This window comes from Pseudomonas sp. AC532 (assembly GCF_979258965.1).
On the sequence record NZ_OZ409888.1, the window covers coordinates 2,043,279 to 2,056,235 of the forward strand.

Annotated in this window: 11 protein-coding genes; 6 read left to right on the forward strand and 5 right to left on the reverse strand. The window is 66.9% G+C overall.

From position 1 onward, the window contains the following. The first annotated feature begins 68 nt into the window (after positions 1-68). Genes ACZ0AV_RS09715 through ACZ0AV_RS09725 form a run of 3 tightly spaced genes read left to right on the forward strand, consistent with a single transcriptional unit; the run spans position 69 to position 2,441 of the window. Positions 69-890, forward strand: a complete 822-nt coding sequence (locus ACZ0AV_RS09715) for a molybdenum cofactor biosynthesis F family protein (protein WP_499150851.1) — start codon at positions 69-71, stop codon at positions 888-890. Beyond that, positions 883-1,671 carry an SDR family NAD(P)-dependent oxidoreductase gene (locus ACZ0AV_RS09720; RefSeq protein ID WP_499150852.1) on the forward strand — a complete coding sequence of 263 codons (789 nt, stop codon included), beginning with the start codon at positions 883-885 and terminating at the stop codon, positions 1,669-1,671. The genes ACZ0AV_RS09715 and ACZ0AV_RS09720 overlap by 8 nt, the downstream gene beginning before the upstream one ends. After that, positions 1,671-2,441: an SDR family oxidoreductase gene (locus ACZ0AV_RS09725; RefSeq protein ID WP_499150853.1), complete on the forward strand. Its 771-nt coding sequence runs from the start codon at positions 1,671-1,673 to the stop codon at positions 2,439-2,441. The genes ACZ0AV_RS09720 and ACZ0AV_RS09725 overlap by 1 nt, the downstream gene beginning before the upstream one ends. A gap of 62 nt (positions 2,442-2,503) precedes the next feature. On the opposite strand, the gene feaR is transcribed toward ACZ0AV_RS09725, so the two are convergent. The 3 genes from feaR to ACZ0AV_RS09740 form a co-directional block, all read right to left on the reverse strand. Further along, positions 2,504-3,454, reverse strand: a complete 951-nt coding sequence (gene feaR, locus ACZ0AV_RS09730) for a transcriptional regulator FeaR (RefSeq protein WP_499150854.1) — start codon at positions 3,452-3,454, stop codon at positions 2,504-2,506. Between the two features lie 255 nt (positions 3,455-3,709). Next, a complete protein-coding gene (locus ACZ0AV_RS09735; protein WP_499150855.1) occupies positions 3,710-4,297 on the reverse strand; it encodes a DUF3156 family protein in 588 nt (195 codons plus the stop codon). After that, a complete protein-coding gene (locus ACZ0AV_RS09740) occupies positions 4,278-5,777 on the reverse strand; it encodes an APC family permease (protein WP_499150856.1) in 1,500 nt (499 codons plus the stop codon). Before ACZ0AV_RS09740 ends, ACZ0AV_RS09735 begins: the two co-directional genes overlap by 20 nt. Positions 5,778-6,178: 401 nt before the next feature. On the opposite strand from ACZ0AV_RS09740, the gene ACZ0AV_RS09745 reads away from it, so the two are divergent. The 3 genes from ACZ0AV_RS09745 (at position 6,179) to ACZ0AV_RS09755 (ending at position 9,809) form a co-directional block, all read left to right on the forward strand. After that, on the forward strand, positions 6,179-7,480 hold the full coding sequence (locus tag ACZ0AV_RS09745) for an alginate export family protein (protein ID WP_499153339.1): 1,302 nt from the start codon (positions 6,179-6,181) through the stop codon (positions 7,478-7,480). 179 nt (positions 7,481-7,659) lie between these two features. Beyond that, positions 7,660-9,156, forward strand: coding sequence for an aldehyde dehydrogenase family protein (locus ACZ0AV_RS09750; protein WP_499150857.1), 1,497 nt, complete (start codon positions 7,660-7,662; stop codon positions 9,154-9,156). Positions 9,157-9,329: 173 nt separating this feature from the next. Then, positions 9,330-9,809, forward strand: coding sequence for a MarR family winged helix-turn-helix transcriptional regulator (locus tag ACZ0AV_RS09755; RefSeq protein ID WP_499150858.1), 480 nt, complete (start codon positions 9,330-9,332; stop codon positions 9,807-9,809). Between the two features lie 48 nt (positions 9,810-9,857). Here the strand turns inward: ACZ0AV_RS09755 and ACZ0AV_RS09760 are convergent, their stop codons facing one another. Both ACZ0AV_RS09760 and ACZ0AV_RS09765 read right to left on the reverse strand, forming a co-directional pair. After that, entirely contained in the window at positions 9,858-11,096 is a 1,239-nt protein-coding gene (locus ACZ0AV_RS09760) for a thiolase family protein (RefSeq protein WP_499150859.1), read from the reverse strand. Further along, positions 11,093-12,949: a feruloyl-CoA synthase gene (locus tag ACZ0AV_RS09765; RefSeq protein WP_499150860.1), complete on the reverse strand. Its 1,857-nt coding sequence runs from the start codon at positions 12,947-12,949 to the stop codon at positions 11,093-11,095. Before ACZ0AV_RS09765 ends, ACZ0AV_RS09760 begins: the two co-directional genes overlap by 4 nt. Between the last annotated feature and the right edge of the window lie 8 nt (positions 12,950-12,957).

The following is a 12,957-nucleotide window of genomic DNA, read 5'->3' on the forward strand; positions in this document are numbered from 1 at the left end:
TCCGGTTGATACCCGCCGCGCCCCGGCCACCGCACCATAGGCCTCCCGCCCACCCTTGGAGGATCATCATGAGCACCACATCCGACTGGATCACCGTCGGCGACCTGGCCGACGGCTTCGCCCCTGCCGCCTTCATTCTGCCCAACCTGGCCGACCTGGCAGGCAAACGCTTCACCCTGCACTTCGCCAATGGCTGGGAGATCGCCCACCGCTTCGACGCCGAACAGCTGCACTGGCACGCGGCCGACGGTCACTCCAGCGGCAGCGCCAGCTACCGTGCCACCTCGGTGCGGCCGGGCATCTACCTGGTCGACTTCCTCAAGAACGAACACGATCAGGACTGGTCGATCAGCCTGGTGCTCGATACCCACAGCCAGTCCTTCACCGCGGTGATCGGCAAACTGCCCACCGCCGCCGACACCCGCGAAGGGTTGTATGCCCGCGCGCTGGCGGGCAAGACGCTGACCAGCGTGGAGGCCACGTTCTTCCACGGCACGCTGGACCGTCCCTGGCAGCAAGGCGCCTGTCCGCATGCGCCGAGCACCGAGCTGGTGGGCCTGCGCAACCGCTACCGTTACAGCCCCACCGAGGTTTACGAGCACATTTACCTCAACCCGAACTATTACACCTGGCAATGCCTGGAAGGTGTCGAGCAGGGCCTGTGCGACACCGACCGCTGCGACTACTACCGGATCGCCGATGGCCTGTACCTGTTCGTCTGGCGCGAGAAGATCGTGCCGACCCTGGGCCTGGTGATGATCGATATGCAGCAGCACCGCAGCGACGGCAAGATATTCGGTTACGCCGACGAGGGGCTCAAAGCACTGTCCAATTTCCCCGTGGCATCGCACTGCGATGTGCTCAATCGCACGGAGTACGGTGATGCCTAGGACAATCGTCATTACCGGCGCCGGTACGGGCATCGGCGAGGCCTGTGCCCGTCGCCTGGCCGGCGAAGGTGCCAACCTGGTGCTGATCGGCCGGCGAGCCGAGCCGCTGCAGCGAGTGGCCGCCGAGACCGGCGGCCTGGTGCTGGTCGGTGATGCTGCCGATGGCGCGACCTGGACGGGCTTCATCGAGGCCATCGCGCAGCGTTTCGGCGCCATCGACGCGTTGCTCGCCTGTGCCGGCGGGCACGGCCTGGGCAGCGCCACGCAGACCAGCGATGCCGGCTGGCAGGCGGCCATGCGCAGCAACCTGGACAGCGCCTTCTACAGTGCCCGCGCCTGCCTGCCGCTGCTGGTCGAGCGGCGCGGCAGCATCGTCCTGCTCGGCTCAATCGCCTCCCTGGCCGCCGGTGCCGGCGTCTGCGGCTACACCACCGCCAAGCACGCGCTGCTCGGCCTCAATCGCTCGCTGGCGCGCGACTACGGGCCGCAGGGCGTGCGGGTCAACTGCGTGTGCCCGGGCTGGGTGCGCACGCCCATGGCCGACGACGAGATGCAGCCGCTGATGCAGCACTACGGCGAGGACCTCGACGCCGCCTACGCGCGGGTCACCGCCGACGTGCCCCTGCGCCGCGCCGCCAGTGCGAAGGAGATCGCCAGCGTGTGCCGCTTTCTGATCAGCGACGAGGCCTCGATCATCACCGGCGCGGCCATCGTCGCCGATGGCGGCTCCACCGTGGTCGACGTGCCCACCCTGGCCTACGCCAGGCTCGGAGGTGCCTGATGGCCAGCCATTTCGACTACGCCGGGCAGACCGTACTGGTGACTGGCGGCGCCCAGGGCATAGGCCGCGGGATCGTCGAAGCCTTTGCAGCCAGTGGCGCCCATGTGTTGATCGCCGATCTGCGCCTGGAGGCCGCCCAGGCGCTGGCCGACGACCTGCTGGCGCGCGGGTCGAGCGCCGCGGCGCTGGGCGTCGACCTGGCTGACCGCGATGCCATCACCCGGCTGCTGGCCGGCCTGCCCCGCCTGGACGTGCTGGTGCACAACGCCGGTTACTTTCCGCTGACGCCGTTCGCCGAGATCACCCCGGCGATTCTCGAACGCACCCTGGCGGTCAACCTCAGCGCGCTGTTCTGGCTGGCCCAGGGCGCGCTGCCGCTGTTCGAGCGCCAGGGCAGCGGCAACCTGCTGGTCACCTCCTCGGTAACCGGGCCGCGGGTGGCCTATCCGGGGCTCAGCCATTACGCGGCTTCCAAAGCCGGGGTCAACGGTTTCATCCGCAGCGCGGCGCTGGAGCTGGCACCGCTCGGGGTGCGCGTCAACGGTGTGGAACCGGGCATGATTCGCACCCCGGCGATGGACAACCTCGGCGACCGCCAGCTCAGCGCACGCATCGCCGCGGCGGTGCCATTGGGCCGCCTGGGCGAGCCCGAGGACATTGCCGACGCGATGCTCTTCCTGGCCTCGGACAAGGCCCGCTACATCACCGGCCAGACGATCATCGTCGACGGCGGCGCCACCCTGCCCGAAACCCTCGCCACCCTTGGCTGACCGGAAAGCAAAAGCCCTCTGGCGCCCGGCAGGCGGCAGAGGGCTGCGCAGTGCCTTCGCCTTCAGGCAGCGCCCGCGGTTTCCATCAGCGCCATCGCGCGGTAATCCTTGGGCGACAGCGCGAACTGCTTCTTGAACGCCCGGCTGAAATGGGCGGAATCGGTGAACCCCCATTTGTAGGCGATGGAGGTGATCGACTCGCTCCTGAGAAACGGGTTGGCCAGGTCTTCGGCGCTGCGCTTGAGGCGTGAGCGCTGGATGTAACGACACACGCTGTCGTTCTGTTCCTCGAACAGGCGATACAGGTGCCGAACCGAGATGTTCAGGCGTGATGCCAGGCCCAGCGGATTGAGGTTGGGCTGGCCGAGCGACTCATCGATGAGCTTTTGCACGTGGTTGCGCAGGCTGGAACCCTGCAGGCCATCCGTGGACAGTTCGCCCCGGTCGTCACCCGCCAAGGCGGGCGCGAGCAGCGACACGAACGCGCTTTCCAGCGCCTGTCCCTGGTTGCTGCCGTCGGCCTCACGGCAGAGCTGGTCCACCAGCAGGTGCAGCATGCGGCCACTGGCGCAGGCGGAGGAAATCTTGCCGAACTTGCCATGGCCCACCCCCAGTGCCTGGTTCACCGCGTCCCGCGGCAGGTGCAGGGAGGCGTGCTCGATCAGGCCGAACGGGGTGATCTCGCACGAACCGACCGAGTCCATGAGCAGCAGGTCGCCAGGCGCCAGCTGGATGTTCAGGCCATTCTGGGAAACTTGCGAGAAACCGCTGCGCTGGCTGACCAGGAAACAGTGCTGGTCATCGTCGTGGTCGGGCTTTATCGAATGGCGGGCGATCAGCCCGGCATTGGTGCGCAGGTGCGCCATGTACAGCCCGGCGTGGCATTGCCGGGAAATATCGCCGATGAACAGGGAGCGGTTGAACGCCATGCGGGTCTCGAAGCGACCGCAGATCGCCTGCAATGAAGCATTCCAGTTCTCGAGCCCGTCGTGGCCCATGCTTTGGCCATTCATACGCACCTCCACGGATGCTGTCTTGTTCTTGTCGCCCAATAGTTAACATGTTATCGATCTGCTCGCAACAGGCAAACGTGTCCCGCCAACCGTTGCAGTTTTGGTGCCACCGGCGCCCCGACAAGCACCTTTCGGGCGCTCGTCTGCCGGCAGTGAAGGCCGGGCGCGGTGAGCGAGGGAATGTCCGCTTATCGACTGGCCGGCAGCGGGCCAGCTGGCGTGCCTGCGCGTGGTGCAGGCGCCGCCGAGTGGCACTCAGCAGGTGCGCAGGATGCGCTGCAGGGCCACCAGTGCGGCGATCAGGCAGTCGCGCTGCTCGTCACCGAGGCGGATGTAGCGGCGGAAGCTGGGTACCCGGTTGACCACTTCGCTGGCGGCCATGTGCTCCAGGCTGACCTGCCAGTGCTCGCCCACCCGGGCGATCGCCAGGCGCTTGAAGTCCAGGGGCATGAGCGCCCGGCACAAGGACTGATCACCGAGCAGGCGCTGCTCCACCGCGGCCAGCTCGGCGTCATCGCCCTGGCGGCGCTTGCAGGCCAGGCCGGTGCGGGTGAGCGCGCCGCTGTGGCGGATGTCGACAGCCATCAGACCGCTGCCCAGCGTGGGCACCCGCAGGATGAAATCGGTCAGCACCAGGTGCATCAGCAACTCACTGTGCGTGCGCTCGGCCACCTCGAAGCTCAGGTCCGCGGCGGCCACCCTGAAGCGCCCTCGTGTGCCGCCTTCCAGGGCTTCGAACGGCAGGCCGGCGAAGTTGCGGCGTACCTGTTCCAGGGTCGCTCCCGGCCGATAGCCCGAGGGCCGCCGCTGCTTGCCGAACAGCTCAGACAGTCTTTGCAGCATCGAAGGAGTACTCACTGCCGTGTGCGCCAGGTGCGTGGCTGAATTCCTTGGCCAGTATCTCTTCCACCGGCACCGGTTTGAACGGGTTGACCCGCTGCACGCAGAGTGTCCAGAACAGCGCGTACACGGCTGTGATGCCCAGCATCAGCGCGAATGGCAGGTACACGGCGCGAGGTTCGATGCCAGGTGGGGCGATGAACCAGATGCCCAGCAGCATGCCGACCGAGGAGATGATCTGCGGCAGCGGGAACCACGGCGACTTGTAGGCTCGCGGCAGGTCCGGGCGGCGAATGCGCAGGATCACCACGGACAGGGTCACCAGCAAATAGGCCGTCGCCCAGGCGCACACCGCGGCGAGAATCAGCGGCAGCATGCTGTCCGCATTGCCCGCCAGCCACCAGGCATGCAGGCAGGGAATCGCCGCCACCACAGCGATGCACACCAGAGGCGTCTTGAAGCGGGGGTGCAGGTAGGCGAACACCTTTGGCAGCGCGCCATCGACGGCCATGCCGTAGAGGATGCGCGGCACACCCGCCATCAGGGTGTTGATGGTCGCGGCGCCGGCGAACAGGAAGCCGATCCCCAGCCAGATCGGGCCGATATCGCCCATGACCTGCTGGGCGAACTGCGGAATGGCCATGGGCGTGTCCAGCAGGCGAACGCCACTGGCTTCGTCGAGCAGCACGTTTTCCACCTGGCGCTTCATCGCCGCGCCATAGACGAACATGCAGGCGCCAACCCCCAGCAGCCCCAACGCCATGGCGCGCGGCAATACCCAGGCCGAGCGTTTCAGGTCCGGCGCCAGCGGTGTGACGAACTCGCAGCCGACGAACATGAACATGGCCATACCCACCAGCGACAGGATGGTGATCAGATCGGTGCCGACCATCGAGGCGCCGAACAGACCGTCCAGCTCCACTGCCGGGGCGGCGATCAGCCCGCCGATGCCGAATACCACGAGGGTGCTCCACATCACGGTCGTGAGGATCACCTCGGCCTTGCTGAACACGCTGATGCCGAAGGCATTGAGAATGCCAAAGCCGATCACGAAAACCACGCCGAGCAGCCAGGCGCCACCGGACGACTCGGCCAGGGTGTTGAGGTGCTCGAAATTCACCAGTGCCATGGTGCCGGCCAGAATGGTTTCCGCCGTGCCGGCGAACACGTGCACGATCAGGTAGGCCGACAGGGTTCCGGTGATGGCGAAGAAGCGCCCCATGCCGGCACTGATGTAGTCGTACACCGAACCGGTGGTGGGCAGGATCGCGGCCGCCTCTGCAAAGGTGGTCGACTGCGCGAGCATCATCAGCAGGGCGATGATCATCGCCATGGCGAAGGCGCTGCCGCCGATGCCGAAGCCCATGGTGGCGGTAAGGATCACCGGGCTGGCCATGATCAGGCCGACGGTGCTGGCCAGCGCAGTCGGAAAACCCACCGTCCCGCGTGCCAGGTGCTCATTGAGCGTAGCGTTGATCGACATCGTGTGGACCTCGAAAGCGGATCGTCTGATTGTCAGTAATGCCGGCACCCGGCCGATGCCGATCCGCTGGATCGCCGACACCGCCGTCACCCCTCCCCGTGCTCCGGCTCAAGGCCCTGCAAGCACAGCTGGCACCACTCTGCGCCGGGCTTGCAAGGGTCGTCTTGCCATTGGCTGCCGGCATTCTTGTTGCTGGCTGACATCGCCGCGCTGTCTGTCCATGGCGATCAACGCGGTTGGCAGAGACGATCAAGACGCGCCCTCGCAGCAGTGTGACTAATAGCCCGCAGCGCCAGCACCGAGCTCCTGGCGCGCCCGCCGAAGCCCCAAGAAGCTTCGCCGCCAACCCACACCTGCAACAGGGAGCACGCCTCATGGCACATTCCACCCGCCGTGTGCCCATGGCCCGGGCCGTCGGCCTGAGCCTGGCCATGCTGAGCGCCGGCCAGGCCGCCAACGCCTATGAGCTGTATGCCGATGACGACACCCGGCTCAACGCCGACTTTCTGGCCGTGTACGGCTGGATGAACAGCCGCAAGAACTACGACGGCACCGCAGGCGGTTCCAGCTGGCGCGAAGGTTTCATCAAATACGGCCTCAGTGGTGACCAGCGCCTCGGCGCTTCGGGCAGTGTCTACGGCGCGTTCAGCCTGGTCAGTTCCGGCACCTGGGGCGATGGCGACGCAGCCGGCAACACCACGGGCGCCGAACGCACCACCAAGATCGAGGATGCCTACCTGGGCTGGCGCTCCGGCGATATGTTCCCGGTGCTGGGCAAGGACGGTGTGGACGCCTCCTTCGGCCGCCAGGTAATCAAGCTGGGCAGCGGCTTCCTGATCAACGACGACGGTCCCAACCTCGGCCAGGGCCCCGCCGAGGGTGCCCTCGACCGTGGCGGCGCCTACTACATAGCGGCCCGCCATGCCTTCGACCGCACCGCCGTGCTGAAGCTGGGCGGCCAGGACGGCCTGCACGGCAGCGCCTTCTGGCTGAAGTCCGACAACCGCGCCCAGGCGGAAACCTCGCTGGCCGGCGGCACCCTGGATTACACCGGCGCGGTCGGCACATTGGGCCTCACCTACATCCGCGGCCTGGGGGTCACCGACCAGTGGGCCAGCGACTTCCAGCAACAGCGCGACGGCATGGACGTCTACAGCCTGCGCGGAGAAGGCGACGCGGGGCTCGAGAACGCCAGCTTCGGCTTCGAATACGCCTGGCAGGACAAGGCTGCCGGCAGCGAAAAAGCCTGGTACCTGGAAGCCGGCTACACCTTCGCCGATATCGCCTGGGCACCCAAGCTCACTTACCGCTACAGCCGTTACTCCAACGACTGGGATGCGTTGTTCAACGGTTTCAGTACCGGCTATGGCACCTGGTTCCAGGGCGAGGTGGCCTCCAACTATGCCGGCCCGTTCAACAGCAACACCGGTATCCATCACGTCGGCTTCAAGGTCACGCCGCTGGAGAACCTGACCCTTGGCGCCCTGTATTTCGATTTCGACACGCTGAAGAAAAGCGATGCGCTGAATCTCGACGCCCGGGAGCTGGACCTGTACGCCGAGTGGGCGGTCAGCGAGCACCTGATCATCAGCCCGCTGCTCGGCCTCTACCAACCGGAAAAGGATGCAGCCAACGGCGGCAACCAGGTCGGCGGCAATGGCACCAATGTCTACAGCCAGCTGACCGTGGCGGTGCCCTTCTAGGCATGCGCGGCGGATGGCGCGCGCAGCGGGCTTTACCGCGCGCTTCGCGGGCCAGCCGCCGTGCAGCCAGAGTCATGCCGGCACGGCAGGCACAGTCAAGAGATCCGCCGGGCGCTTGCTTATGCTCGGGCCACGCGCGCCACCGGCGTCTGCCAACCCATCAAGCCCTGGAGCACCGCATGAGTACTCTCATCGACACCCTTCCCGAGGTCGAGGCCTTCCTGGCCCGCTCTCACGCTTCGTTCATCGACGGCGCGCAGAGCCGGCTCGCCAATGGCACCCGCCGCGACCTGCACAACCCGGCCACCGCCGGCGTGCTGAGCAGCAGCGTGCAGGCCAGCGCCGAACAGGTCGAGGCCATCGTGCAGTCGGCGCATCGCGCCTTCAAATCGGGCAGCTGGAGCGGCCTGGCGGCGGCCGAGCGCGAGCGCATCCTGCTGCGCTTCGCCGATGTGGTCGAGGCGCACGGCGAAGAACTCGCCCAGCTGGAAACCCTCAATCAGGGGAAATCCATCCACCTGGCGCGTGCCGTGGAAGTCGGTGCGTCACTCAATTACATGCGCTACATGGCCGGCTGGGCGACCAAGATCGAGGGCCAGACCCTCGACGTTTCCATCCCGGTTCCGGCCGGTGCGCGCTTCAATGCCTACACCCGCCGCGAGGCAGTCGGCGTGGTCGCCGGCATCGTGCCGTGGAATTTTCCGCTGATGATCGCGCTGTGGAAGATCATGCCGGCACTGGCTTGCGGCAATACCATCGTCATCAAGCCGGCCGACGAAACACCACTGACCGCCCTGCGCCTGGCCGAACTGGCCATCGAGGCCGGCGTTCCGGCCGGCGTGTTCAACGTCCTGGTGGGCAATGGCTCGCAAGCCGGCGCGGCACTGGTCTCCCACCCGCTGGTGAGCAAGGTGTCGTTCACCGGCTCCACGGCGGTGGGCAAGCAGGTGGGCATCGCCGCGCTGCACAACATGACCCGTTTCACCCTCGAACTGGGCGGCAAGAACCCGATGCTGGTGCTGGCCGATGCCGACATCGAGAAAGCCGTGGCCGGTGCCATCGGCGGTGGGTTGCTCAACCAGGGCCAGGTCTGCGCTGCGGCCTCGCGTCTGTACGTGCATGCCAGCCGCTACCAGGATTTCGTCGAGGCCCTGACCGCCCAGGTCAGCGCACTCAAGGTCGGTGCCGGCATGGACGCCGACGCGCAGATCAACGCGCTGGTGTCGCGCAAGCAGCAGGACAGCGTGCTGCACTACCTGGCCATCGCCCGCCAGGAAGGCGCGCAATTCACCACCGGTGGCGAGCGCGCCGACCTGCCCGGCTACTTCGTGCAGCCGACAGTACTGGCCAACCTCCAGCAGCACATGACCGCCGTGCAGGAGGAGATTTTCGGACCGGTGCTGTCGGTGCTGCAATTCGACGATGTCGAGCAGGCCCTGGGCATGGTCAACGACAGCCGCTACGGCCTGACCGCGAGCATCTGGAGCAATGACCTGGGCCGCGTCATGGACCTGATTCCGCGCATCGAGGCCGGCACGGTGTGGGTCAACAACCACGTGCCCGTCGACCCCAACCTGCCGTTCGGTGGCTACAAGCAGTCGGGCATCGGCCGTGAATTCGGCAAGGCCGCCATCGAAGGCTTCACCGAAACCAAGTCGGTGTGCATCACCTATTGACCCACGCCGCCCTGCCAGGCCAGCGCACAGGCTGGCAGGGCTGACCGACCCACGCCCGCTCCCCGGGCCCGAATCGCCAGGCGGCGGTGCGGCCGACCAGCCTGGCTACCTGGCCTGTGTGTCACAACTCAGGCAAACTACTTAACTTGCTTAAGTGAATAGAGCCCCGCCTGATGAACAACAGTCCCAGCGAGATCGACGCGCCTGGCCAGGTTGCCCCCACCGAGGTTTCCCCCAACGGTTCCTGGCTGGATACGCTGGTCGGCTATGCGCTACGCCGTGCTCAACTGAAAGTGTTCCAGCACCTGGTTGGCAACCTCGCCGAGCACGACCTGCGCCCGGCCCAGTTCACCGCCATGGTGATCATCGAACGCGAGCCGGGCCTGATGCAGGCGGACCTGGCGCGGCAATTGGCGATCGAGCCGCCGCAACTGGTCCCGCTGCTCAACAAGCTGGAAACCCGCGGCCTGGCGCAGCGGGTGCGCGGCGTGCAGGACAAACGCGCCTACGGGGTGTTTCTGACCAAGGCCGGCATGCTGCTGCTCGAGCAGCTCAAGGCGGTTGCAGTAGCCAGCGACAACGCCGCCACCGACGCGCTCGACGACGACGAACGCGAGCAACTGCTGCGCCTGCTGCAAAAGGTCAACGGCTAGCCTGCCAGGCGGCAGGCGCCTTCCCGTTGCCGTGCTGCTCGGCCATCCTCAGTGGAGGTACGCAGGGTTCTCGATCAGCAACGCCATGCCCTGACCACCGCCGATGCAGGCGGCAGCGATGCCGTAGCGCAGGTTGTCGTCACGCAACTGCCGCGCCAGGCTCATGACCAGGCGCAGGCCGGTGGCCGCCAGTGGGTGCCCCAGGGCGATGGCCCCACCCCGGGTGTTAAGGCGCGCCGGATCCAGTTGCAGAACCCGACCGACAGCCAGCACCTGGGCGCCCTGCGCTTCGTTGATCTCCAGCCGGCCGATCTCGTCAGGCTGCAGGCCGCTGCGCTGCAGCAGCAACTGGATGGCCGGCGCCGCGCCGATGCCCATGACCTCCGGTGCCACGCCGACCACACTGGCGGCACGCAGCAGCGCCGAGGGCGGCCGCCTGCAGTCGGACGCCCGGCCGACCAGCGCCGCGGCAGCACCGTCGACCACCGCGCAACTGTTGCCGGCGGTCTGCACACCGCCAGGGTGAATGGCCGCCAATTGCGCCAGCGCCTCGGCATCGGTGGGCCTTGGGTGGCTGTCGTGGACCACCTCGCTGACTCGCCTGGGCAGCTGGATGCCGCGGGCCTGGTAGCCCTCCAGCGCGAACCGCTCATTACCCACGGCGACGATCTCCCCTGCTAGCCAACCCGTGTCACGAGCCTGCAGGGCACGCCGGTGGCTACCCAGGGCGTAGGCATCGACCTGCTCACGACTGATGCCATGGTCATGGGCCAGGCGCTCGGCAGTGGCGATCATGTCCACGCCCGGTGCCGGATCGTGCAGGGCTTCCCAGAGGAAGTCCTTGAATTCCACAGCGGCGCCAAGCCTGAAGCCACCACGATGCCCGTAGGCGGCGATGGGGTTGCGCGACATGGACTCGGTGCCCACGCACAGCGCCAGCTGCACGCCATCACGCAACTGCATACCGGCCTGGCGCAACAGCTCCAGGCCGGTGCCGCAAATCCGCTGCACAGCCAACGCCGGCACGTGCTGCGGCACGCCACTGTAGAGGCCGATATGCCGCGGCAACAGGTAGGCATCGAAACTGGCCTGGGCCATGGAGCCCGCCAGCACGCTGTCCACGCTGCCCGGTTCGAGGCCGGCGCGCGCCAGCACGGCGCGTGCGACCTTGATGCCCAGGTCGATGGGCGAAACCTGGGCCAGCGCGCCATTGAGATCGACCCAGGGCGTGCGCACCGCCTCGATGACCGCCACATCATCGAAGCACGTGAACTGCCCGCCGCTCACGGGCGCGGCTCGGCCCGCAGAATCGTCTCATCGCGCCCGCGGTAGAGTGCCTCTACCTTGTCCGCCCGCCATTGCAACACGGCGCGCTGGTTGAACGAGCCCTTGTCGGTGATCTCGCCGCGATCTATCGAGGCCGCCTGGTCCATCAGCGCAATCCACTCCAGGCGCGTGGCGTTGCCCGTTGCCTCGCGGTTGAGGCGCTGCAGCCAGTCGGCGAACCAGGCGCGCACCGCCGCACTGGCCAACACTTCGGCATCGCTGGCCTTGGCATCGAGTCCAGCCAGTTGTCTGCACTCGTGCAGGCGTGGGAACACGAGCAATCCCAAGCACTCGCGATCCGGTGCGGCGACCACCACGTCCTGCACGTAGGGCGAGCCTTCGAGCACGGCGCGGTTGCGCAAAGGGCCGACACTGACGAACACCCCGGACGACAACTTGAAATCCTCCGCGATGCGCCCGTCGAACATCAGGCCGAGCTGCGGCTCAGCCGGATCCGCCAACTTGAGCGCATCGCCCGAGCAGTAGAAACCCTCCTCATCGAAGGCCTCCTCACTCTGCTGCGGCGCGCGCCAGTAGCCGGGCATGATGTGCGGCCCGCGAAACCGCCCTTCCAGCTTGCCGTCCACCGGCACCAGGCGCACCTCACAGCCCGGCGCCGGCAAACCGATGTAGCCGGCCATGGACAGCGGCCCGGTGGTGAAGGTGCAAGACGGTGCGGCTTCGGTCATCCCGAGACCGGCCATCATGCGGATACGCTCGCCGCAGTGCTGTTCGGCGACCCGATCAAGGCGATCCCAGACGCTCTGCGACAGCCCGGCAGCGGCGAAGAAGAACAGCGTGATGCGGGCGAAGAATGTCTCGCGCAGCGCTGCGTCCTGCTCCAGCGCAGTGACCAGTTCCTCCCAGCCCTTGGGCACCGTCAGGTAGGCGGTGGGCGAGATCTCGCGCAGGTTGCGCAAGGTTTCCGCCATGCCCTGGGGCGTCGGCTTACCGTCGTCGAGGTAGAAGGTGCCGCCGTTGTACAGAACGATGCCCAGGTTGTGGCTGCCGCCGAAGGTGTGGTTCCAGGGCAGCCAGTCGACCAGGATCGGCGGCTCTTCGCCGAATACCGGAAAGGTCTGCAAGAGCATCTGCTGATTGGCGCAGAGCATGCGCTGCGTGGTGACCACCGCCTTGGGCAGCTTGGTCGAACCGGAGGTGAACAGGAACTTGGCGATGCTGTCCGGCCCAGTGGCTGCGAAGGCTTCTTCGGCTTCGGCGCCACCTGGCTCCTGTAGCAGACTGGTGAAGCTGATGCAGTGGCGGCCCTCGATCTCACCGCGTACGCAAATCACTGGCACCTCGGCCGCGATCACCGTTTCGATGGCGCGCTGGAACGGCTGGCAATCGGCGACGAAAACCAGCCCGGGACGCAGCAGATCGCAGACATGGCGCAGCTTGGCGTAGTCCTGGGAGAGCAGCGAATAGGCCGGCGATACCGGGCAATAAGGGATGCCCGCATACAGGGCGCCAAGGGCGATCTGCAGGTGCTCCAGGCCGTTGCCGGACAGGATCACCAGCGGCCGCTCGGCGCTCAGGCCAAAGCTCAGCAGGCCCTGGGCAATGGCGCGAACCTGGGCAAGCATCTGCGCATAGGTGGTGTACTGCCAGGCACCGTGGCTGTCGCGGGCGGCGAAGAAGGCCTGCTGCGGCCGCACGCCGGCCCAGTGCACCAGGCGGTCGAGCAGGCGTTCGGGTAATGGCGCCAGGGGTTCCAGCGAGCGCATGTGCAACACACCCTGACGTTCGCTGACCTCAACGGCCGGGTGGCCGATGGACACCTGGCGATAACGCGGTCCGGTATCGGAGTTCACTTTGCTTC

Excerpts from the sequence above, each read along its gene's own strand:
- ACZ0AV_RS09735 (WP_499150855.1), bottom strand. The coding sequence starts at position 4,297 with ATGCTGCAAAGACTGTCTGAGCTGTTCGGCAAGCAGCGGCGGCCCTCG.
- ACZ0AV_RS09750 (WP_499150857.1), top strand. The coding sequence starts at position 7,660 with ATGAGTACTCTCATCGACACCCTTCCCGAGGTCGAGGCCTTCCTGGCC.
- ACZ0AV_RS09740 (WP_499150856.1), bottom strand. The coding sequence starts at position 5,777 with ATGTCGATCAACGCTACGCTCAATGAGCACCTGGCACGCGGGACGGTG.
- ACZ0AV_RS09715 (WP_499150851.1), top strand. The coding sequence starts at position 69 with ATGAGCACCACATCCGACTGGATCACCGTCGGCGACCTGGCCGACGGC.
- feaR (WP_499150854.1), bottom strand. The coding sequence starts at position 3,454 with ATGAATGGCCAAAGCATGGGCCACGACGGGCTCGAGAACTGGAATGCT.
- ACZ0AV_RS09745 (WP_499153339.1), top strand. The coding sequence starts at position 6,179 with ATGGCCCGGGCCGTCGGCCTGAGCCTGGCCATGCTGAGCGCCGGCCAG.
- ACZ0AV_RS09755 (WP_499150858.1), top strand. The coding sequence starts at position 9,330 with ATGAACAACAGTCCCAGCGAGATCGACGCGCCTGGCCAGGTTGCCCCC.
- ACZ0AV_RS09720 (WP_499150852.1), top strand. The coding sequence starts at position 883 with ATGCCTAGGACAATCGTCATTACCGGCGCCGGTACGGGCATCGGCGAG.
- ACZ0AV_RS09725 (WP_499150853.1), top strand. The coding sequence starts at position 1,671 with ATGGCCAGCCATTTCGACTACGCCGGGCAGACCGTACTGGTGACTGGC.